Here is a 22,317-nt window from a genome sequence, read left to right on the forward strand (position 1 = left end):
TAATTTTAAAATTTATTTTATAATTTTGTTATTAACAATAAATTTAGAAAAGTGTTGATAAAAATGATTTTTGAAAATTTAAAAAAATTAAAAAATGAAGAATTTTATAGATATTTTGGTATAAAACGTTTTCATTTTAATGAAATGTTAGAAAAATTAATTGAAATAGAAAAATTAGAAAAAAATAAAGGTCGAAAAAATAAACTTTCAGTAGAAGAAAGATTAATGATGACTTTATTATACTGAAAAGAATATTATACTTTTTTTCAAATGAGTATTAAATCTAAAATGAGCCCATCAAGTTGTTTTCGAAATATTACTTGAGTAGAAAATAAACTTAGTAACCACAAAGATTACCAATTTTTAAAAGAAAGATATAAATTAAAAATTGATAAAAAACAAGAAAATTCAAATGAATTTCAATTTTATTTAATTGATTCAACTGAGATTGAAATTGAAAGACCAACTAAAAAAAACTACAGTTAGAATATTTTTCTGGTAAAAGTTGAATGTATTCTATAAAATTTCAAATTGTATATGATTTTTTTAATAAAAAAATTGTTGATATTTTTGCTGATAATGGTAAAGTGCATGATTTTCAAATATTAAAAAATTCAAATCTTGAATTTTCAGAAAAAACAATAATTATTGGTGATTTAGGATATCAAGGTATACAAAATATTTATAAAAATACAATAATACCAATTAAAAGAACTAAAAATAAAAAATTAACTAAACAAGAAAGAAAATACAATAAGATTGTATCTAAAATTAGAATTAAAGTTGAACATGTCTTTGCTTGATTGAAAAGATTCAAAATTTTAGTAAATAAATGTAGAAAATCTAAATTTAGACTTATGTACTTAAGATTTAACTTACTTTGTGAAATTTTTAATAAAATAAAACCATTAAAATAAAAAAAATATTAAAAATATTTTTTTAAAATTTAAATTTTTATCGAGTTAATATAAAAATATTATTAACAATTTTTTGTTTAAAATGTAAACTCATTTTTTAAACTATTTTTTCAAAAAATATTTATTTCTATATTCAATAACACTAAATAGTTTTAAAACAATTTTAAAGAAATGTTTATGAAAATTAATAACAATGGTTCTTTTAAACCTAAGAAATTAAATATGAATATTGTTTTTGAAAAAATAAATAATTTTTTATTGGAAGTGTAATTTAAGTTATATTTTTCTATTAATTTAAAATTAAAAAAAACATCATAATTGATGTTTTTTTTAATTTCTTTGATTTTCTCGTTTATCTCCATATATTAAAGTTTTTAAGAAAAAATGAATAGGAATTCAAATAATTGTAATACATAAAAGTACAGAAATAGCAGTAATGATACGTTTAAAAACTTTCATAATACCTCTTTTTATATTTATAATAATAAATAAATTTTATCATTTTTTGTTTAGAATTAAATATTAAATTTTAATATAGTTTTTAAAACCTTATTATTTTATTTTTAAAAGATTTATATTTTTTTATTTTAATTAAGAAGGAAAATTTATTCATTATGGAACTATTTGAATTAATATTGCAAGGTTAATATATGGTTTATGTGTGGGAACAAAGAAAATATTTGATGAATTAACAGCAATACTGAAATCATGAACATAAGTTAGAGAAGAAGAGTGATAAGAATTAGAGTTATGAAAACAAAAATTTAAATCATTAAAATTAGGAACAAAAGAAGCAAAAGATATGTTAAAAGCATTTAGAAAATGAAATAAAGATAGCTACAGTATTTGATATTTCAAAAGAAACAGTGTTATTATGAAATAAAGTTACTGTAGCTAGAACCAAAGCAGAAGTTTGTATAAAAGTGGTAGAAGTTTCAAAAACATTAGTGTTATTAAAAATGGAAGAACCGATAGAAGTAGTAACAACACTATTCAAAACATTTAAATAAATATTTATAGATTTAATTAAAATTTATAATAGACTTCTTGCAAAACTATGATATTAATCACATTTTTTAAGTTTAAAAATTTATTTTAATAACACTTTTAATATTTTTTAAAAATTATTGTTCAAAATATGTTTTATTTTTTGTCATTAAAATACAACAAAAATTATTATTTCAAATAAAAAAATAAAATATTAAATTATCAAATATATTTAAATTAATAATTGTAAATTATAAATTGAAGCTATTAAATTAAATCTTAATGCAAATTTTTTTCTTCTATTTCGATATTTTTCACTAATAATTTTAAATTTTTTAAGAATCGCAAAAACATGTTCAATAACAACTCTCATTTTTGAAATAGCCTTATTATTTTTCTTTTCTTCTTTAGTTAAAGGGTTTTTCTTTGATTTTCGTTTAGGTAATAAGACATTGGATGGGTTACAATTTATTGGACACTAATTACGTAGACAAGTAAACAAATTTGTTAAAAGAAAGGAACTATAATTATGGCCAATATTAACTCATATACCGATGAATTTAAAAAACAAATAGTAGCTTTATATCAAAGTGGCAAATCAGTATCTTGCCTTGCTAAAAAATATAATGTTACAAGAGCAGCTACTTACAATTGAATTAAGCAATTTAGTAATTCAGGAAGTTTTAAAACTAAAGATAATCGTTCTTTTGAAGAAAATGAATTAATTAAATTAAGAAAAGAATTAAAGCAATTACGAATGGAAAATGATATTTTAAAGCAAGCAGCACTAATAATAGGCAGAAAATAGAAATTATTGTCAAAAATAAAGCTAAATATAAAATTCGCACAATGTGTCGTTTTTTAAAAATATCTAAATCAACATATTATTTTAATTTAAAGAAAAAAGAAAATAAAATCAAAAATAATATTTATGATGAAGCTGTTATTAGTGCTTTTAAAGAAAATAAAGAAGTTTATGGTACTAGAAGATTAAAAAAAATTCTAGAAAACCAAGAAATTTATTTATCGCGCAGAAAAATTAAAAAAATTATGAATGAACATAATTTAATATCAAAATATACTAAATTATCATTCAAAAATCATAATAACAAAGTTAACGATAGTCAAATAACTAATCTTGTTAATAGAAAATTTAAGAATAGGATTAAAAATGAAGTTATTGTTAGTGATTTAACTTATGTACAAGTTAATGGTAGGTGAAACTATATTTGCCTATTAATAGACCTATTTAACCGCGAAATTATCGGACATAGTGTTGGAGTTAAAAAAGATGCATCATTAGTACATCAAGCATTTATGCAATCAAATCGCTGTTTAAAAGATATTCAAATATTTCATAGTGATCGCGGTAATGAATTTAACAATAAAATTATTGATAAACTTTTACTAGCATTCAACATTAACCGTTCTTTGGACATATTCCGTAATTAAATTTAATTAATTGTCAATAAAATTGTTTTAAAACTATTTAGTGTTATTGAATATAGAAATAAATATTTTTTGAAAAAATAGTTTAAAAAATGAGTTTACATTTTAAACAAAAAATTGTTAATAATATTTTTATATTAACTCGATAAAAATTTAAATTTTAAAAAAATATTTTTAATATTTTTTTTATTTTAATGGTTTTATTTTATTAAAAATTTCACAAAGTAAGTTAAATCTTAAGTACATAAGTCTAAATTTAGATTTTCTACATTTATTTACTAAAATTTTGAATCTTTTCAATCAAGCAAAGACATGTTCAACTTTAATTCTAATTTTAGATACAATCTTATTGTATTTTCTTTCTTGTTTAGTTAATTTTTTATTTTTAGTTCTTTTAATTGGTATTATTGTATTTTTATAAATATTTTGTATACCTTGATATCCTAAATCACCAATAATTATTGTTTTTTCTGAAAATTCAAGATTTGAATTTTTTAATATTTGAAAATCATGCACTTTACCATTATCAGCAAAAATATCAACAATTTTTTTATTAAAAAAATCATATACAATTTGAAATTTTATAGAATACATTCAACTTTTACCAGAAAAATATTCTAACTGTAGTTTTTTTTAGTTGGTCTTTCAATTTCAATCTCAGTTGAATCAATTAAATAAAATTGAAATTCATTTGAATTTTCTTGTTTTTTATCAATTTTTAATTTATATCTTTCTTTTAAAAATTGGTAATCTTTGTGGTTACTAAGTTTATTTTCTACTCAAGTAATATTTCGAAAACAACTTGATGGGCTCATTTTAGATTTAATACTCATTTGAAAAAAAGTATAATATTCTTTTCAGTATAATAAAGTCATCATTAATCTTTCTTCTACTGAAAGTTTATTTTTTCGACCTTTATTTTTTTCTAATTTTTCTATTTCAATTAATTTTTCTAACATTTCATTAAAATGAAAACGTTTTATACCAAAATATCTATAAAATTCTTCATTTTTTAATTTTTTTAAATTTTCAAAAATCATTTTTATCAACACTTTTCTAAATTTATTGTTAATAACAAAATTATAAAATAAATTTTAAAATTATTAATTGACTTTTAAAAAATTTAATTACGGAATATGTCTTTTAAGTAAAAAAGGTTGTCCTTATGATAATGCTGTTGCTGAAGCAACTTTTAAAACTTTTAAAACCGAATTTATTAATGATAAAAATTTTACATCATTAATCCAATTAAAATTAGAATTATTTGATTACATCAATTGATATAACAATATAAGAATTCACAGCACTTTAAACTACTTAACTCCAGTTAAATATCAACAACAAATGTTTACCAAAAAATAGTCCTAAAAAGTGTTGCCATTCCAACATTTTTATGTATGTTTTGTATACCTTGATATCCTAAATCTACTAAAATAGTTGTTTCTGATAAAAATTTCGTTTTTGAATTTTTTAAAATTTTAAAATCATGATTTTTACCATAAGAAAAATAAGAACTTATAATTTTTTTACTATCTTTTTCAATTATGACTTGAGTTTTTATTGTATGTTTTTTCTTTTTTCCTGAATAATATTGTTTTTGACTTTTTTTGGGCGTTGAATAGTACTTTCAGTCACATCAATGATAACTGTTTTATCTTTAAAATTATTATTTAACAGTGATTTTTGCCCATCAAGTTGTTGAAAATCAGGATGTTTTATTAAAGTATTTTCTATTCACTTGATATTCCTATAGCAACTACTTTCACTAATTCCATAACTTTTAGCAATATGAAAATAAGTTCGATACTCTCTTCAATATTCTAAAGTCATTAATAAACGATTTTCTAATGATAATTTATTAGGTGTACCACCATTTTTAAACTTTTTTACTTCTTCTGTCTTTAAAATTTCTAGAATTTTATTAAAAATAATATCATTTATACCAGTTAATCTTAATAATTCTGGATTGTTAATAGTTTTTAATTTATCAAACATCATAGATTACCTATCTTTTTTATTTTTAATTTTATTTTAAAAATTAAATTTTTAATAGATAGGGTTTGCAAGAAGTCTAATATGTTATAAATATATTTTAATATTTTTTGAAATTTCATCTGTATGATTAGCAATTGTTGGTAAATCTTGTTCTTTATTGATTAATTTTATAGTATTATTATTTAATTGTCTTTTTTCATCAAATACTATCATTTGTTCTTCAGTAAACTCTTGTCCTTGTTTTGTAGTAAATGTTTGTATTTGTGGAATTATATCTTCTAGATTTAAATTATAATTATCTCTTTTCATCGTAGATGTATAATGTGCTTTATATTTATTTATTGAATTTTCTGAATTTAAATTATTATCTAATGTTTGTGTTTTTAAAGATTGTTGATAATTCATGAAATTTGTTTGATTATTAATTATAAAAATTTAATTGATCACTTATTGAATCTAAACTAGTATTTGTTCAATCTTTAATATCTTTATTATCAATTGATTTGGTAGTTTCTTCATTAAAAAATGGTGCACTTAATATTAGTAACTTAAATCAATAAGTTGGACTAAAATACTTCATTTTAAATACCTCTTGTTTAAACATAAAAACTCATTTATTTTTAAAATAAAGCAATGAGTTAAAAAACCTTTTTTAAGTTTTTACATTTTTATTAATCTAAATATCTATTGAGATTAATAAAATTTTATAAAAATAAAGCAATAAAGAACTAGACTTATTCCATAATTGAAATTTTAAAAAGTCAAGTAGAAAATAAATGTGTGTAATGTTTTATATTATCAATATTTTAAGTAAATAGGTTTTTATTTTCTTATTTTGTAATATTAAGATATAATTAAAAAAGTAATATAAAAAAATAAAATTATTTTATAATTTAAAAAATAATTTTAACTATAATAATATAACATAATTATGAAATTATTAATTTACATTTCTAAATGGTTTTATTTTTTATAAATAAAATTTATATTTTAGATGTCTTTGTCATTCTTAATTGCTTTAATATCTTTTTTTAACTGTTCTTTTAAAAATTTAATATCATTCTCACTATTTTTTACTTTTTTTAATGCTTCAATTTTAACTTTAGTATCTTTTTTTAATGCTTGAATCTTATCATTTTTTTCAGATCTAATTAACAATTTGGCTCCAACTTTCTTTGTTAAAATGTGTAAACCCCTAAAAGGGTATTTTTTTAATAAAAGTTTTTCATCTTCAATTAATTCTTGATTGCGAGAAACAATAACAGTAGCTTGTAAACCACCAGAAATATTAACTGCAGTTCTGCCCATATCAAATAAACCATCTAAGGCACCAATAATACCATAAACAGCAGCATAATAGCTACCAAAACCAAGACCACCTAAAACACCAGCTGTTACAACAGCAGCAGTTCCTGGTACTCCCGCAATTCCTAATGAAGCAACTAGTGTTACAATTAAGCCATTAATAAATAAAATAGCGATTGTTCAGTTGGGAAAATTACCAGGAAGGATAACAGTAAATCATAAGAAAGATAAAATAATTCCAGCTTGCACTCCAGCACAGCCACTTAAACCTATTGTTGTTGAAACCGGCATTACTGTATCACTACCTTCTTCTTTCACTTTTAAATCTTCTTTTAAAGTATTCATAGCGATTGGTAAAGCGGCATTAGAAGACTGCGTTGTAAAACCAGCAATAATTGGTTTCTGTGCTTTTACTAATCAACGATAAGGATTAATACCAAATAAATATAATGATAATAAATGTCATAAGAAAATAATAAGTAGTGCTAAATAAGCAACTCCAATAATAATGCCAATATTAGCAAGTGCACCAATTGGTTGATTAATAATTGCTGTTGCTAGCATACTCATAACAGCAAATGGCATAATTTTAATAAACATCATTAATATTGAAATAATAATTTTTCACATTGTTTCTAAAGTGTTTCTTGCTTTGTCCATTCGTTCTTCATTATGCTTAGTTAGTTTTTTAATTGCAAATCCAATTAAAGCACCAAGGACAATGATTGGAATAATTAATGTTTGAGTAAAAACACCAATTAAGCTGCTAGGAACGTAACTAATGATAATTTCGGGAATTGTTTTGGCAGTAGTTTTATCGTAACTACCACCATCAGTTAAATTAAAACCTTGGCCAATTTTAAAAGCAATTCCTAGGCCAAAGGCAATAGTAAAAGCAATAGCCACATTTATTAATAAAATAGTAATACCAACTCCTGAAACTTTAGTTATTGTTTTTGAGTTACTATTTTTTTTACTAGTAATTCTAGCGATAGCTAAAAATACTAATGGAATAGTTAACATAGTAATACCAATAATAAAAATAGTTTTTAATAATTCAATTCAGTGTACAATTTCTGCAACTCAGGGTATATAGTCAGGATTAGGTTTTATTGGTGTTCCAGGTAAGTTAGGATAAGTAATGTTATGACTATTAAAACCAGTAATAGCTTGGATAGTAATACCAAAAATTAGTCCTAATCCCATTCCAGTAAAAATACGAATTGGAAATTTAGGTTTAGTTTTTTTAATAAAAATAGAAAGTGCTAGGATAATACTAAAAAAGACAATTATCCCGATTAGACTTTGTCAGTGTGAAATACCAACAAAGTCTCTTAATAAGTTAATATTGTCACTACTAAGAGTTGTCATAGTTGCTACCTCATTCTTTTTATTTTTTTATAGGTTATGACGATGTTACTTTTCTGCTTGCTATATGAATAATATCACTAGTACGAGCAAAAGAAGGTGAATAAACTAAATCTAAATTTTGTAAATCACGGATGTCCATTTTATTTCAAATGGCAGTAGCAAGAGCATTAATTCTTAATGTGGCATGATTATAACCTGCCATTTGTGCTGCCAGTAATTGGAAATTTGTTTTATCATAAAATAGTTTTAAGTATAAAGGACGAGATTGTTTTAAGTATCTTGGTAGATCATAATCTTTAATATAAACACTACCAATTTTATTTTTATCAATCGTATCAAAACTACCAGTTTTTGTTATTTCTAAATTACCAACACGTAAAATACTTGACCCTAAAGTTCCTGGATATTTATGTTCTGGGTTTTTAATATTATCAGCAATAATACGTGCCATTTTATTAGCATTAGTTGCCAAGGGAACATATATTGATGATTTATCAAATTGACTATATATTTGTGCACAATCACCACCACTATACATATTTGAAAACTTTTTTGTAACATTTTCTTTAGAAGGAATTTGACAGAATTCGTTAATAATAATTGCTTTATTTTTGTTTAATTCAATATTGCTATTTTGTAAAAATTCGTATTTGGTTCAAAACCAACTGCTAGTATTACTAAATCACAAGGTATTGTTTTTCCATTTTTTTTATCATTTACACTTCTTAAACGCAAATCATTAACATTATTATGAGTCATCATTAGTTCTTCAACTTGATAGTTTAGTAAAATAGTGACATTGTTTTTTGATTTAGTTTTATGATTAATATTTTTTTTGGTTAGTTCATCATAAATTAATTGACTAAATTCTTTATCAACAACGTCTGCCATTAATCGATCTTTCATTTCAACGATTGTGACATCTTTTTTTTGTTTTAAGCACGCTTCTGCCATTTCCATGCCAATAAATCCACCACCAATAATAACTATTTTTTTAGCATTTTTCATTGCTTTTTTTAGATTTATGGCATCTTCTTTAGTAAAAACATTATAAACATTATGTGGTAAAATACCATGACTAAAAGGTGGCGGAATTTTTGGTTTGGCTCCTGTTGCAATAACTAAGGCATGATAAGATACAACTTTTGCTTTAGTTTTATCGTCTATTGTTTTTTTGACATGAATTTCTTGTTTTACTGTATCGACTTTAATAACATTTTGATTTAAATGAATTTTAATTTTATTTTTATTATTAGTTTTTTCTGAAAAATCTTTTTTTGTACGGTCATTTAAAAGTTTTTTATCATTAAATTCATTAGCAATATAATAAGGAATACCACAAGCACCAAGTGAAATATAGTTTTTTTCTTGATAAACATGGATATCAAAGTTTTTATCACTATTTTTTTCACTACGTAATAATTTACTCGCAACTCCCATCCCAGTCGCACCAGCACCAATAATAATAACTTTAATTTTCATTTTTATCATCGCTCCACTCTCATTAATTATAATAGACTTCTTGCAAAACTATGATATTAATCACATTTTTTAAGTTTAAAAATTTATTTTAATAACACTTTTAATATTTTTTAAAAATTATTGTTCAAAATATGTTTTATTTTTTGTCATTAAAATACAACAAAAATTATTATTTCAAATAAAAAAATAAAATATTAAATTATCAAATATATTTAAATTAATAATTGTAAATTATAAATTGAAGCTATTAAATTAAATCTTAATGCAAATTTTTTTCTTCTATTTCGATATTTTTCACTAATAATTTTAAATTTTTTAAGAATCGCAAAAACATGTTCAATAACAACTCTCATTTTTGAAATAGCCTTATTATTTTTCTTTTCTTCTTTAGTTAAAGGGTTTTTCTTTGATTTTCGTTTAGGTAATAAGACATTTTTATATATGTTTTGTATACCTTGATATCCTAAATCTACTAAAATAGTTGTTTCTGATAAAAATTTCGTTTTTGAATTTTTTAAAATTTTAAAATCATGATTTTTACCATAAGAAAAATAAGAACTTATAATTTTTTTACTATCTTTTTCAATTATGACCTGAGTTTTTATTGTATGTTTTTTCTTTTTTCCTGAATAATATTGTTTTTGACTTTTTTTGGGCGTTGAATAGTACTTTCAGTCACATCAATGATAACTGTTTTATCTTTAAAATTATTATTTAACAGTGATTTTTGCCCATCAAGTTGTTGAAAATCAGGATGTTTTATTAAAGTATTTTCTATTCACTTGATATTCCTATAGCAACTACTTTCACTAATTCCATAACTTTTAGCAATATGAAAATAAGTTCTATACTCTCTTCAATATTCTAAAGTCATTAATAAACGATTTTCTAATGATAATTTATTAGGTGTACCACCATTTTTAAACTTTTTTACTTCTTCTGTCTTTAAAATTTCTAGAATTTTATTAAAAATAATATCATTTATACCAGTTAATCTTAAGACATATTCCGTAATTAAATTTTTTAAAAGTCAATTAATAATTTTAAAATTTATTTTATAATTTTGTTATTAACAATAAATTTAGAAAAGTGTTGATAAAAATGATTTTTGAAAATTTAAAAAAATTAAAAAATGAAGAATTTTATAGATATTTTGGTATAAAACGTTTTCATTTTAATGAAATGTTAGAAAAATTAATTGAAATAGAAAAATTAGAAAAAAATAAAGGTCGAAAAAATAAACTTTCAGTAGAAGAAAGATTAATGATGACTTTATTATACTGAAAAGAATATTATACTTTTTTTCAAATGAGTATTAAATCTAAAATGAGCCCATCAAGTTGTTTTCGAAATATTACTTGAGTAGAAAATAAACTTAGTAACCACAAAGATTACCAATTTTTAAAAGAAAGATATAAATTAAAAATTGATAAAAAACAAGAAAATTCAAATGAATTTCAATTTTATTTAATTGATTCAACTGAGATTGAAATTGAAAGACCAACTAAAAAAAACTACAGTTAGAATATTTTTCTGGTAAAAGTTGAATGTATTCTATAAAATTTCAAATTGTATATGATTTTTTTAATAAAAAAATTGTTGATATTTTTGCTGATAATGGTAAAGTGCATGATTTTCAAATATTAAAAAATTCAAATCTTGAATTTTCAGAAAAAACAATAATTATTGGTGATTTAGGATATCAAGGTATACAAAATATTTATAAAAATACAATAATACCAATTAAAAGAACTAAAAATAAAAAATTAACTAAACAAGAAAGAAAATACAATAAGATTGTATCTAAAATTAGAATTAAAGTTGAACATGTCTTTGCTTGATTGAAAAGATTCAAAATTTTAGTAAATAAATCTAGAAAATCTAAATTTAGACTTATGTACTTAAGATTTAACTTACTTTGTGAAATTTTTAATAAAATAAAACCATTAAAATAAAAAAATATTAAAAATATTTTTTTAAAATTTAAATTTTTATCGAGTTAATATAAAAATATTATTAACAATTTTTTGTTTAAAATGTAAACTCATTTTTTAAACTATTTTTTCAAAAAATATTTATTTCTATATTCAATAACACTAAATACTTTTAAAACAATTTTATTGACAATTAATTAAATTTAATTACGGAATATGTCCTTAATAATTCTGGATTGTTAATAGTTTTTAATTTATCAAACATCATAGATTACCTATCTTTTTTATTTTTAATTTTATTTTAAAAATTAAATTTTTAATAGATAGGTTTTGCAAGAAGTCTAATATATATTTAATAAAAAAATCAATTAATAGTGTTTATCTTAAGTATTGATTCATTTTTGAACAAATTCTAAAGTAGTGTCACTAATACCCTTATCAGTTACTAAATTATATTCATTAACAACTGTGTGGTCTAAATCACCAATTAAAAAACTTTGACCGTGGTTAGCATCAAGGATAGTGTATAATGAACTTTTTTTTGGTATTTCATAGCGAATTTTTTCTTGAAATAATTCGTTAGCATTAGTGTAGTTAATAAAGTGATCATTTTGACCGTGAAGAAATAACATTGGCATATCAGGTATTAATTTTAAATATTTAATTGGTTGTATTTCTTGTAAACCATCAACACCAAATGTTTTTTGTGCTTTTTTACGACTTAATTTCAGCATTAAATTAGTAGGTAAGAAAGCATAGTTGTATAGTTTTTCACTATAGGTACGATCTAAGCGACTAAATGTACAATCAGAAATAATGAATTTTACTTTTTGATTAATTTTATGTTTTGCATATAAATTGCTTCACATTACTACTGTTGCGCCACCTAATGAAAAACCATATAATCCTAAAGCAGTAGTTTCTTGTTTATATGTTTTACAACAGTATTCAATAATGTCTTGTAAATCTTGTGATTCTTTTAAACCAAAAGTTGTTGGTGATGCATCACTTTCACCATGGTTACGAGCATCATATCAAATAACATTGTAGCCAGCACGTAAAAAAATGAAAGCTTGTTTAAATATTCAAAATCTTGTATTAGTTATTCCGTGTAATAGAATTATTGTTTTATTATTATTTTCATTTTTAAGGGGACTTTTTAAAAAATTACCGTATAATGTTAAATTATCAATTGATGTTTTAATTGAAAAAGGAATTATATTTTCATGTTTTTCTAGGTATTCTCAATATTCAAAATACATTGGCCATTTTGCTAATTCAATTTTAACTTTCGGTTGAAATTGTGAATTATATTGCAAGCATGCTTTAAACATTTCAATTGAATTTATATTAACTTTTTGTCTTAATTTTATTCTATTAATACTACTTTGTTTCATTTGTTTTCCTCACATTTTAGGTCATACATTTTAATAGTCGACATTATTTAGTATTGTTGGTTTTGGTTTACAACGAATATATTTTTTATATTTTTTATAAGGTATAAATTTAATATATTTGTATTTGCTAACTACGTGTTGTCCATTATTTTTACTATTTCGTCGTAAACAGGGTTTTACTTTTTTGATTTTAAAAGTACCAAAATTAGGAATAGTAATTACTTTACCTAGTTGGTTAATATTTTTAATTTCTTCAATTACACAATTAAAAACTATTTCAATATCTTGAATGTTAAATTTAGTTTTATCTGATACTCTTGCAATTAATTCTTTTGCGTTCATAAAAATCAAGCCTATCTGTTTGCCCATATCCTTCTAATATTATTTTATATTATTTTATTTATAAAATGTAATCTTTAAATTTTTCGTACTTTGCTTGTTAATAATTTTATATATAAAAGGCATTTTACATATTTAATTTGAATAATTTTAACATTAAAAATAATAAGAATCAAAGATAAAAATTTCTTTATTATATTCAATAGTATAAGTAAGTATATTCCTTAACTATAATTATAATTTCTATAAAATGTAATTACAAAAATAAAAGTGTTTGGCCATTGCTTTAGTTTTAAAGCAAGTGGTTTTTTATTTTTGAAAGAAAAGAAAGAGAGGTTTAAAATTATTCTAGAGATAGAGACAACAAATGTTTCAATAAGTGATATTGAAAATAAGATTAGAAAATTTAAAGAAAATTTAGAAATTTTTAGGGAGCGTGGCGAAGATGTCGATAACTAAAAAGTTTTAAAAATAGCTCCTTTCTTTTTTAAACCCTTAAATTAAAAATAAATGACAAAAGACGAAAATAAAAATCTTGTCTTTTTTTGTAATTGTAAAATTTTAAAATTTTTTATTATTAACATCCTTTAAATATCTACTACACGCAGTGACCAAGTAGGAGAAAGTTAATAATTAATAACCGTCTTTAACGCTATTATCAAAACGTGTTAGGGAACTAAAAAAGTGAACTACAACACAGTTGTTAAAAATAGTAGCTAGCATGTGGACTTGCATGGATAAATAAAAAGTGGAGTGATACCTAATAAATTATACTAACCAGTAATGGTAATTCTTGGGGTGGGAGCGAATTGGAAACTAGTATATATAGACCTGTTGTAGGGACCTATTGTATTATTTCTATTCTTTATTTAACCAACCTTGCCACTCCCCAGTGAGCAAGTGTTGGTTTTATTTTTTATTTTTTTTTAAAAATTTTTTGGGCGAGAAAATAAATTTCAAACTTGTAAAAAAAAATTGAGCGGTGCCGGTTCAATTAAAGTATTAATTTGTTAAACACAAATTAAATAAATATTGAATCGAATGCCTCAATGTTTTTTAAAATTTCACAATTTATTTTTGAGCCCAGAATTACTGGAATGAATAAAACGAATAGTAGTATTATTAATAATCTAAAAATTAAAATATATGTCCTTTATGCTAGAAGCAACAGGACATATTAGGAAAGAATTATTATGCAAATAGAATTTAAAAAAGAACAAATTATAAAAGATAAACCACAATCTATTCTTATTGATTATGTTGAATATAAATTATCACTTCCAAAATGAATGATTAAAAATAATTCTTTTATTGTTGATAACAATTACACATATTGAGTTTTTAATTTAGAAAATATTAAAAGAGAATTAAGTGGTAATGAATTCATAAAATTATTAGAACCATATATTAAAGACCAAAAAATAATTGTTAATAAACCAATTGCTCCAAAAGAATATTATCTTAATGATATAAAACTTGAACCATTAACATTTTATGAACAGCATAATAGTTGATTTATGGGTGAAATAACAGATAACAAAACTAAAATTACTAATCCTTGTTTTAAATATAACATTACGTGAGAAGAAAACAGAAAAGGTTTTAAAATAAATAATCCATATAAACATGATGATTTACCAATTAATTATATAGTTACTTCTTATAAGGAAATTTCAACTCATAATGAAAAAGTATTTTTGTTGAACATGTAAACAAAATAAATTAGATTATTTATTCTTTAATACTAATGATATAAAAACAAGAAAATATTTTTTAAGAGACAAAAACGGTAAAGCAATTTGTTATGACTGTATTTTAAATGTTAGGTTAAGTAGGAGGTATAAGTATGGATAAAGAATATTTAACTAAAAGAGGAACGATTTGCATAACGGATAGTGATGATATTGAATATAGAGTAGGATTAATTAAACTTATTGATAGTTTACAAAAAGATAATTTAGTTTGTGGTCATAAAGAATTTATTGAAGAATGTAAATATTGTTGATGTAATTGTGATTTAGAAATTATTAAAACAGTTATTAGAGGTTAACTTAATTAATGCAATATGACTTAATTATTGGTATTGACCCCGCTGGTATTGGTAATAACGGAATTGTTATATATTCAAGGGAGATTGTCAAAAATCCGGAATAAATTAATTCATATAGTCTTATTATTATGTTAGACAAGAAATAATTTGGAATTTTATGAAATTGTATTTAAATAATATAATTTTTTTAACTTAAATGCAACTAAAATGATTATTTTTAAAAATTACTAAAAAATTAAAAAGAGGCTTTTATGTAATCTGTGTATCTTTGTTTTACAAAGTACTAGTTTAGATTAATTCTATCTTCAAATTTTATCATAAAATGAGCAATTGCTGTATTTCAATTTTGAATGGGCATTGTTCATTTTTTTGTTATATTTTCAATTGCTAAATAAAATATTTTAAAAACTGCCATATCATTAGGAAAAACTTTTTTATTTCTGATAACTTTTCGTAATTGACTATTTACAGATTCAATAGCATTTGTTGTATAAATAACTCTTTTGATTTCTGTAGGATAACTAATAAAAACCATTAAATTATCTCAATTTTTATATCAAGATTTAGCAATTTGAGGATATTGTTTATTTCACTTATTTTCAAAGGATTCTAAAGCCTGCATTGCTTGTTCTTCACTACATGCAGTATAAATTGGTTTTAAATCTGCAACTAGAGATTTTCTATGCTTATATGAGACATATTTCAAACTATTTCTAATTTGATGAACTATGCATAATTGATGTTCTGTTTTAAGATAAACTGATTGTATTGCTTCTGACATGCCTGTTAAATTATCACTGCAGGCAATAAGAATATCATTTAAGCCACGATTTTTCATTTCTGTTAAATTTGCTAATCAAAATTTAGCACCTTCATTTTCACTAATTCATAAACCTAAAACATCTTTTTTACCTTCTAAATCAACTCCTAAAGCTATATAAACTGATTTATTAATAATCCTTTTATCTTGTCGTACTTTCACTACTATGCAATCAAAATAAACAATCGGATAGACACTTTCTAATGGTCGATTTTGCCATGCTTTTACATCATCAATAACATCATCAGTAATTTGACTAATAACACTTTCACTAATATCAGCACCATGATATAACTCTTGTAATTGCATTCTAATATCTGATAATGTCATACCTTTTGCATATAAAGAAAGAACTTGTTGATCAAAACCATCAAATCTTCTTTGTCTTTTTGCAACTATTATAGGATTAAAATTACTATTGCGATCTCGTGGTACATCAATCTCAATTTTACCTTGTTGAGTTATTATTTTTTTTGAACTTATACCATTACGAGCATTGTCACTATTACTATGTTGATTCTTTTCATATCCCAAATAATTTTGCATCTCAGAATTCAACATTTTTTCTACTAATCTTTTTGTTAATTCTTTATACAATCCTCCCTCTTTAAAAACTGTTGTTAAATCTTCAGTATTTTCTAATAATAAATCTACTGCTTTTGATATTGGATCATTATTATTAATATTTTGCTTTTTAGCCATCTGTAACTCACTCTTTCTAGTCATTTAATTATATTTACTAGAATTAATTAAACATAGTTATTTTTGTAAGTTACACAGATTACTAAACATTACCATTAAAAAATAAATTTAATATTTATACACAAAAAAAATTCTTATTAAAACACATTTAATAAGTTTTATTCTATTTTGATTTTTAAAAAAAAGTTAAATTTTAATTTATAATAATTGCATCTCTGTATTTATTTTATTACATTTAAAAATAACCATTTTAATATAAATTGAAATATTATAAGTTCTATTACCAAGCATTTCTTTTAAAACATGTCAAATATTAGTTTCAGTAAAGCAACCAATATTTCATTTTGCACCTTGATTTTCAATACCTTGTTTATTATTTTTAAAATATTTTTTCTTTAATTTTTTATGATTATCTAATTCTTTATATAAATAATCAATTAATTGTTCATATTGACCATTATTAATTAAATTTTTACAGTAATTATATTCTTTTAAATATTTTCCTTTATTTCCCGCCATTATTCCAAGATATAATGTTCTAATTAAATGGAATTTATCTAAAACAAACTGTGCACCTAAATAATCTGCTACATCTTTAATTCATCCTGCACTATCACCACAAATAATTATTTTTGCTTGTTCAACATTTTCATAAAATTTTTGACAATGTTCTTTAACAAATTCAGCAGTTTTTTTAACTCCAATTGCTGTTCTTGTTGGTCTTATAATTGCTTTTACTCTTTTATTTTGTACTTTGTGATTAATATTATCTGTATATGTTACTATTAATCGCATAGAATGTTTTATACCTTTACGTTTAAAATTTCAAAATTTTCGATGACCGTCATCAATTGCTACAAAAATAGGTTGATTTTTTTCTAGTTTTACTTTTACTGGATTTGCTTCAATTACTTCTAAATTTTTAAAAACTCTATGAATAGTACTAACACTAATACCTGCTTTTTTACAAATAGCACAAATATCATGATATCTTTTTCCATCAGCAAAATATTGAATAATAGTTTGTTCAACATCTTCACCAATTCTTTTATATTTAGGTAATTCTAGTCATTCATCAACTAAACAAATACGAACTAATTTTTGTAATTTTTCATCAAAATATTCATAAATTCTTCTTTTATAAGTTACCATTCCATATAATGTTTTTCTAGTTCGATATTGATAATCAACAATTTTATATTTCTTTTTATCTCTTGTTTTAAATATTCTTCAATCTCGTTTTTCTCATTTATTTGTTATATGTTCTAAAACTAATTTATCAATTTTTGCACTTTCTTCTCTAAAATTTCATTTATAATTAAAATTCACATTTACTTCTCCTAACTATTTTAAAAAAATCTAAATTTATTGTAAATATATTTAAAAAATTAATTTACTTAATTATTATATAAATATATAAGTGTTATTTTAAATAAAATAAAAAATATTTTAAAAAATGCTTTCATATTTAAAATATAATAAACAATTTCAATATAATTAATAGTATAGGTCTCACAAAATAACGCCTTTAATTTAGGCGTTATTTTGCATTTAAAAGCATACTTGTAAAAATAATCAAAAATAAGTACAATTAAATAATAAAATGTTATGAAAAAGGGAATAAGATATGATAAATAGAGAAAAAGAGTTAAAAAGTATAAATAAACTGAAATCTTTAAAAAAGATTTTACAAAATGAATGTTATTTCTCAAAGTAAAAATTGTAATAACAAATGAAGTAATATTGTATTATTAGATTTAAAATCAAAAACATTTAGTCTTTTTCTTTGTGAAAATCATGCAATTAATTTAGAACATGAATTATTACCAAAATGATTAAAAACTTCTGAAAAATTGGGAAAAAATAAAAAGTTAAAAAAGGAGATTAAAATGCAAGATAGTAAAGAGATATTAAAAAATATTCAAAATGAAGTTGAACAACAACAAGAAAAAATAAACTCTAAAATAAAAAAATGAATAAAAAGAAATTTCTATAAAATAACAACTATTATAGCATTAATTTTTGCATGTATTGCCTTAGGTTTTGCATGTAAAGACGGAAGACAAAAATTAAGTTTTTATTTAAAACCAGACCATACTGCAGTATTTGGGGGGACTATATGAGAACATCGTTATGATAAAAGTACAGTTTCATTTTATTTTGCAAATAATAAAAAAGATAAAACAGATATAAAATGAGATGGTAAGTATCCTACTGGATATTTTTGATGAGATTAAAATTCAACATTAATATATGATATTGTTTCATCATTATTATTAAATAATGAAATATTATTAATGTTTATAATTTTATTTTCTATTTCTAATAAAATATCATAATTTCCAGCACCAAAAATACCTGAGATTTCTATTTTATGTAAATTAGAAATTTCTTTTTCTATATTGAATTTAACTGTATCATTAAAATAATTTTTTTGAACAAAATTAAATCAATCTCAACTTGAAAAATATTGTTTTTGACTATTAAATAATTTTAATAATTCTAAAACATTATTAATTATACTTTTAACCATATACTTTCCATATTCACCATTACTTAAACTCATATCTTGTGGTAATAATGAAGGTATATTATTATTTTCTAGTTCATTAGTTAATGATAATCAATTAAATTGATTATTACTTAGTTTAAATCATTCATTTTGATTAATATTTTTGTTTTTTATTTTAATATTATTAAGGTCAGTAAAATCAAAATACTCAGATTTTAAAACAACATAAACATTTTCAAAATTTCATCTATCATGAGTTGATTTTCTTGTTGGTTTTGATTTTATTTCAAAATAATAGGGTAACAATAATTTATAATCATCATCTAAACCTTTATTTATTGATAAGTAAGAAAGTATATAATTTGATAACATCATAACTACTTGCTTAAATTTTTTTATTTTTGGATTATTAATAAAATCTGGATTATCTAATTTTCATTGTTCAAATAAATTAGTAATAACATCATGTGGTTTTTGGTTTTCAAATTCATTTCTTAATTTTGTAATATCTGGTAAATCATCATGTTTTTCGTCATATTTAGGGTCATAACCTTTAAAATTCGCTTGATAATTATAAGTATAACTTAACATGTCCATTAATAATTTTCCTAATGTTGTAAGTGGTTTAACTTTATCATAAGTTAATAATACACTATCAATATTATTAATTTTTCAATGAGTTTGTACCGTTTTACCTTGTGACATTTTTACTTTTTGGTTTTTACTTCCTCCAACTCCAACTTTATTAACTCCACTTTGTCAATCATTATATGCTAATATGTAATCACTTTCATTTTCTTTAGAAAACATAAAATATTGTTCTTTTTGAATATTATCTATTTGTTTGTCTTCATTAGTAGTTATAGTTTCAACATTTTTAAACTCAATTTTTTTAACATGTTTAAATTCTTGTGCTGGTGGATTAGGTATAATTTCACCAATATCTAAATATTCTAAAATAGAATTTTGATTAATGAAATTTTTAGCAATATTTCACTCTAAAATTTGGTCACTAAATCATTGTTGTAAAATATTAACTTTTGGTTGAGTTTGAATTGGTAAAGCATATAATGGAAATAATTGGTTATCATCAGCAATTAATAAATTTGGTGATACTTTTAATCCATCAATTTCACCATTTACTTTTATATTGCCAAATAACATTGTTTTAGGAAATTTTAAAGTTATACTTTTAACCTTGGTATCTTTTTCTAATGGTTTTTGTAATTTAATAATGATTGGATAACCATCTCTTGTTTTAAAGTCTTTAATTTTTATAATAGTTATACTTTTAGTACTTCTTGTTTTTGGATTTTGATAAGGTTGTGAATAATTATTAATGATATATAAATTATCAATATTATTTTCAGTTAATGGTTCATTGATAGATACAGCATATAACTTAAATTGATTTAATAAATTTATTTCTTGAAATATTAAATTTTTAATATCAGTCATACTATATTCAATTGTATTGTCATTAATATTAGTACTTGCTCTTTGATTTAATTGCATAGTAAAATCAGATGTTTCAACAGCAGTAGTTTTTAACACTTTATCAATATCAATAAATCCAATTTTAATAGTATTTGCTGAAAATTTTAAACTATTATTTTCATTATTTTTAAATAAACGTTCAATTTCATAAATATATATTGTTCTTTTTTTAAATTCATCGTATGCTCTATTAATATCTGGGTCACTAGTAGCACTCATCATATTAGTAAAATCATAAGGAATATTATCAATTAAATAATCATTTTCTACTTCTGCTTGATTAAGTTTAGTTTGTTTCTGTGGAAACTTCGTTTGTGGTTTGTTGTTGTTTTCCATTGTTTTCTCCTATTAATTGGTTATTTTCGGGATTAAATAATTTTAATTTAACTGTTAAATTATTAATTTCTTGTTCATCATTAATATTAAATGTTTTACTATTTAATAAATCTTTATCTAAACGTACTAATATTTGAATAAATTTAAGAATATCAATATTAAATTGCCATAATTTTTGTTCAATATAATTAATGGTTGAAATATTTACAGCTGTACTTTCTAGAACTGATTGTTGTGCAGATTTCTTTTGACTTGGTATATGAATACCACAACGTTTAAATATTTCATTAACATTTCAATCATATATATCAGTTAAATTTTTACCTTTAAAATTACTATTTGTCATATTGATATTTTCGTTTTGTTCATTATTATCTCCACCACTTTTAAATATGTAATTTTTAGTAACTAATGTTCTTACTGCTTCTTCTAATGTTGATTGAACATTACCATAAGTTTGACTAAATATAAATTTAGGTGAATTTAAAATGCTATCTAAAACAATTTGCTCATAAATAACATCTAATGCTTTAATTTTATCCATTACTTTATCACAATCTGCTAACTCATTTGCTTTATTTCGCATAATTGCTATTGGTATATAATTAATATTTAGTGTTTGTTCTTGTAATAGATTAGGATTATTAATAAATGATTTAAAATCTAATGGAAATTGTTTTTTATTATCACTAATACTATAAATTGCACGATTAATTGTTACTTCTTCATTGTTTAATGTATAAACTTCAAATAGTCTTACTGTTTGTGCATTTTGTTCATAGTTATCATAAAAAATAGTACATTGAATTAATTTACCAGTAATATCATAAACTCTTTGTTGAATATCTACTACTTGAAAATATAAGTCATCATTAGCAATATAAATTAAATAACCACTAATTCCTAATTTACTTAATTTAAAAATAGAATTTCAATTTTTTCTATAAAATTCTTGTTGAATTAAGTATTGTTTAATAGTTTCATTATTAATATCTAATGGAGCATTATATAAATTAGCATTATTTTCTGCTACAAAATCAGTGAAATAAGTTTCATGATTAAAATCATTAAAACCAAAATAATTTAAAATAGAAGCATGAGTACTTTTATTTTTATTGGTTAAAAATTTTACTTTTTCATTTTGATTATCACTAATATTTGTTTTATCTTTTCTTTTAAATAAACTTAACATAATATTCACCACCTTTCTTTAAAATATTTGAT

At 21.8% G+C, this 22,317-nt stretch carries 26 protein-coding genes and 2 pseudogenes; 11 read left to right on the plus strand and 17 right to left on the minus strand.

Annotation, left to right across the window (positions count from 1 at the left end):
* Positions 1-63 precede the first annotated feature (63 nt).
* Together AACL24_RS02320 and AACL24_RS02325 are read left to right on the plus strand one after the other, a co-directional pair.
* Positions 64-486, plus strand: a complete 423-nt coding sequence (locus tag AACL24_RS02320; protein ID WP_339045912.1) for a transposase family protein — start codon at positions 64-66, stop codon at positions 484-486.
* Positions 487-509: 23 nt separating this feature from the next.
* A complete protein-coding gene (locus AACL24_RS02325; RefSeq protein ID WP_339045908.1) occupies positions 510-917 on the plus strand; it encodes a transposase family protein in 408 nt (135 codons plus the stop codon).
* A gap of 1,219 nt (positions 918-2,136) precedes the next feature.
* Here the strand turns inward: AACL24_RS02325 and AACL24_RS02330 are convergent.
* Positions 2,137-2,361 (minus strand): annotated as a pseudogene (locus AACL24_RS02330) (transposase family protein); the annotation flags it as partial.
* Positions 2,362-2,433: 72 nt separating this feature from the next.
* On the opposite strand from AACL24_RS02330, the gene AACL24_RS02335 reads away from it, so the two are divergent.
* Both AACL24_RS02335 and AACL24_RS02340 read left to right on the plus strand, forming a co-directional pair.
* Positions 2,434-2,712, plus strand: coding sequence for a transposase (locus tag AACL24_RS02335; protein WP_339048412.1), 279 nt, complete (start codon positions 2,434-2,436; stop codon positions 2,710-2,712).
* A 41-nt stretch (positions 2,713-2,753) separates the two neighbouring features.
* On the plus strand, positions 2,754-3,356 hold the full coding sequence (locus AACL24_RS02340) for a DDE-type integrase/transposase/recombinase (protein WP_339048414.1): 603 nt from the start codon (positions 2,754-2,756) through the stop codon (positions 3,354-3,356).
* Between the two features lie 183 nt (positions 3,357-3,539).
* On the opposite strand, the gene AACL24_RS02345 is transcribed toward AACL24_RS02340, so the two are convergent.
* Positions 3,540-3,947, minus strand: coding sequence for a transposase family protein (locus AACL24_RS02345; RefSeq protein WP_339045908.1), 408 nt, complete (start codon positions 3,945-3,947; stop codon positions 3,540-3,542).
* Positions 3,948-3,970: 23 nt separating this feature from the next.
* Positions 3,971-4,393 (minus strand): transposase family protein, encoded by a 423-nt coding sequence (locus tag AACL24_RS02350; protein ID WP_339045912.1) that lies wholly within the window; start codon positions 4,391-4,393, stop codon positions 3,971-3,973.
* A gap of 103 nt (positions 4,394-4,496) precedes the next feature.
* Here AACL24_RS02350 and AACL24_RS02355 point away from each other — a divergent pair.
* Positions 4,497-4,715: pseudogene (locus AACL24_RS02355) on the plus strand (transposase); the annotation flags it as partial.
* On the opposite strand, the gene AACL24_RS15475 reads toward AACL24_RS02355, so the two are convergent.
* The 8 genes from AACL24_RS15475 to AACL24_RS02390 form a co-directional block, all read right to left on the minus strand.
* The gene (locus AACL24_RS15475) at positions 4,702-4,914 is read right to left on the minus strand and encodes a hypothetical protein (protein ID WP_422398077.1); all 213 of its coding nucleotides are present in this window, start codon (positions 4,912-4,914) and stop codon (positions 4,702-4,704) included. The pseudogene AACL24_RS02355 and the gene AACL24_RS15475 overlap by 14 nt on opposite strands.
* Positions 4,911-5,351, minus strand: a complete 441-nt coding sequence (locus AACL24_RS02360; RefSeq protein WP_339047357.1) for a transposase family protein — start codon at positions 5,349-5,351, stop codon at positions 4,911-4,913. The genes AACL24_RS15475 and AACL24_RS02360 overlap by 4 nt, the downstream gene beginning before the upstream one ends.
* 81 nt (positions 5,352-5,432) lie before the next feature.
* Positions 5,433-5,753 (minus strand): hypothetical protein, encoded by a 321-nt coding sequence (locus tag AACL24_RS02365; RefSeq protein ID WP_339048416.1) that lies wholly within the window; start codon positions 5,751-5,753, stop codon positions 5,433-5,435.
* Positions 5,754-5,769: 16 nt separating this feature from the next.
* Complete coding sequence (locus AACL24_RS02370) at positions 5,770-5,928, minus strand: hypothetical protein (protein WP_339048418.1); 159 nt, start codon at positions 5,926-5,928, stop codon at positions 5,770-5,772.
* Between the two features lie 410 nt (positions 5,929-6,338).
* Entirely contained in the window at positions 6,339-8,024 is a 1,686-nt protein-coding gene (locus AACL24_RS02375) for a dicarboxylate/amino acid:cation symporter (protein WP_339048420.1), read from the minus strand.
* A gap of 34 nt (positions 8,025-8,058) precedes the next feature.
* Positions 8,059-8,562, minus strand: coding sequence for a hypothetical protein (locus tag AACL24_RS02380; RefSeq protein WP_339048422.1), 504 nt, complete (start codon positions 8,560-8,562; stop codon positions 8,059-8,061).
* 77 nt (positions 8,563-8,639) lie between these two features.
* Positions 8,640-9,515: an NAD(P)/FAD-dependent oxidoreductase gene (locus AACL24_RS02385; RefSeq protein WP_339048424.1), complete on the minus strand. Its 876-nt coding sequence runs from the start codon at positions 9,513-9,515 to the stop codon at positions 8,640-8,642.
* Positions 9,516-9,718: 203 nt separating this feature from the next.
* Positions 9,719-10,548, minus strand: a protein-coding gene (locus AACL24_RS02390) for an IS5 family transposase (RefSeq protein ID WP_339049368.1) whose coding sequence is annotated in 2 segments (ribosomal slippage) — positions 9,719-10,152 and positions 10,152-10,548 — 831 coding nt in all. Because the reading frame shifts where the segments join, the coding sequence is not laid out codon by codon here.
* A gap of 59 nt (positions 10,549-10,607) precedes the next feature.
* Between AACL24_RS02390 and AACL24_RS02395 the strand changes: the two genes are divergently transcribed.
* Together AACL24_RS02395 and AACL24_RS02400 are read left to right on the plus strand one after the other, a co-directional pair.
* Positions 10,608-11,030: a transposase family protein gene (locus AACL24_RS02395; protein ID WP_339045912.1), complete on the plus strand. Its 423-nt coding sequence runs from the start codon at positions 10,608-10,610 to the stop codon at positions 11,028-11,030.
* Between the two features lie 23 nt (positions 11,031-11,053).
* Positions 11,054-11,461, plus strand: coding sequence for a transposase family protein (locus tag AACL24_RS02400; protein WP_339048426.1), 408 nt, complete (start codon positions 11,054-11,056; stop codon positions 11,459-11,461).
* 362 nt (positions 11,462-11,823) lie between these two features.
* Here AACL24_RS02400 and AACL24_RS02405 read toward each other — a convergent pair whose 3' ends face one another.
* Positions 11,824-12,837, minus strand: coding sequence for an alpha/beta hydrolase (locus AACL24_RS02405; protein WP_339048428.1), 1,014 nt, complete (start codon positions 12,835-12,837; stop codon positions 11,824-11,826).
* Positions 12,838-12,867: 30 nt separating this feature from the next.
* Positions 12,868-13,179: an HU family DNA-binding protein gene (locus tag AACL24_RS02410; RefSeq protein WP_174480240.1), complete on the minus strand. Its 312-nt coding sequence runs from the start codon at positions 13,177-13,179 to the stop codon at positions 12,868-12,870.
* Positions 13,180-13,491: 312 nt separating this feature from the next.
* Here AACL24_RS02410 and AACL24_RS02415 point away from each other — a divergent pair, with 312 nt between their 5' ends.
* From AACL24_RS02415 to AACL24_RS02425, 3 genes are all read left to right on the plus strand, one after another.
* The gene (locus AACL24_RS02415; protein ID WP_339048430.1) at positions 13,492-13,635 is read left to right on the plus strand and encodes a hypothetical protein; all 144 of its coding nucleotides are present in this window, start codon (positions 13,492-13,494) and stop codon (positions 13,633-13,635) included.
* A 734-nt stretch (positions 13,636-14,369) separates the two neighbouring features.
* The gene (locus tag AACL24_RS02420; RefSeq protein WP_339048432.1) at positions 14,370-14,888 is read left to right on the plus strand and encodes a hypothetical protein; all 519 of its coding nucleotides are present in this window, start codon (positions 14,370-14,372) and stop codon (positions 14,886-14,888) included.
* Between the two features lie 134 nt (positions 14,889-15,022).
* Positions 15,023-15,226, plus strand: a complete 204-nt coding sequence (locus AACL24_RS02425) for a hypothetical protein (protein ID WP_286641513.1) — start codon at positions 15,023-15,025, stop codon at positions 15,224-15,226.
* 283 nt (positions 15,227-15,509) lie between these two features.
* Here the strand turns inward: AACL24_RS02425 and AACL24_RS02430 are convergent, their stop codons facing one another.
* Together AACL24_RS02430 and AACL24_RS02435 are read right to left on the minus strand one after the other, a co-directional pair.
* Entirely contained in the window at positions 15,510-16,748 is a 1,239-nt protein-coding gene (locus AACL24_RS02430; RefSeq protein ID WP_339046650.1) for an IS256 family transposase, read from the minus strand.
* 198 nt (positions 16,749-16,946) lie between these two features.
* Entirely contained in the window at positions 16,947-18,077 is a 1,131-nt protein-coding gene (locus tag AACL24_RS02435; RefSeq protein WP_339047938.1) for an Mbov_0401 family ICE element transposase-like protein, read from the minus strand.
* 365 nt (positions 18,078-18,442) lie between these two features.
* Here AACL24_RS02435 and AACL24_RS02440 point away from each other — a divergent pair, with 365 nt between their 5' ends.
* Entirely contained in the window at positions 18,443-18,985 is a 543-nt protein-coding gene (locus AACL24_RS02440; RefSeq protein ID WP_339047936.1) for a hypothetical protein, read from the plus strand.
* Here the strand turns inward: AACL24_RS02440 and AACL24_RS02445 are convergent.
* Together AACL24_RS02445 and AACL24_RS02450 are read right to left on the minus strand one after the other, a co-directional pair.
* Complete coding sequence (locus AACL24_RS02445) at positions 18,982-21,093, minus strand: hypothetical protein (RefSeq protein ID WP_339048226.1); 2,112 nt, start codon at positions 21,091-21,093, stop codon at positions 18,982-18,984. The genes AACL24_RS02440 and AACL24_RS02445 overlap by 4 nt on opposite strands.
* Positions 21,044-22,285 carry a hypothetical protein gene (locus AACL24_RS02450; RefSeq protein WP_339047482.1) on the minus strand — a complete coding sequence of 414 codons (1,242 nt, stop codon included), beginning with the start codon at positions 22,283-22,285 and terminating at the stop codon, positions 21,044-21,046. Before AACL24_RS02450 ends, AACL24_RS02445 begins: the two co-directional genes overlap by 50 nt.
* Between the last annotated feature and the right edge of the window lie 32 nt (positions 22,286-22,317).

The organism is Spiroplasma endosymbiont of Colias croceus (assembly GCF_964020095.1).
GTDB lineage: Bacteria > Bacillota_I > Bacilli_A > Mycoplasmatales > VBWQ01 > Spiroplasma_E.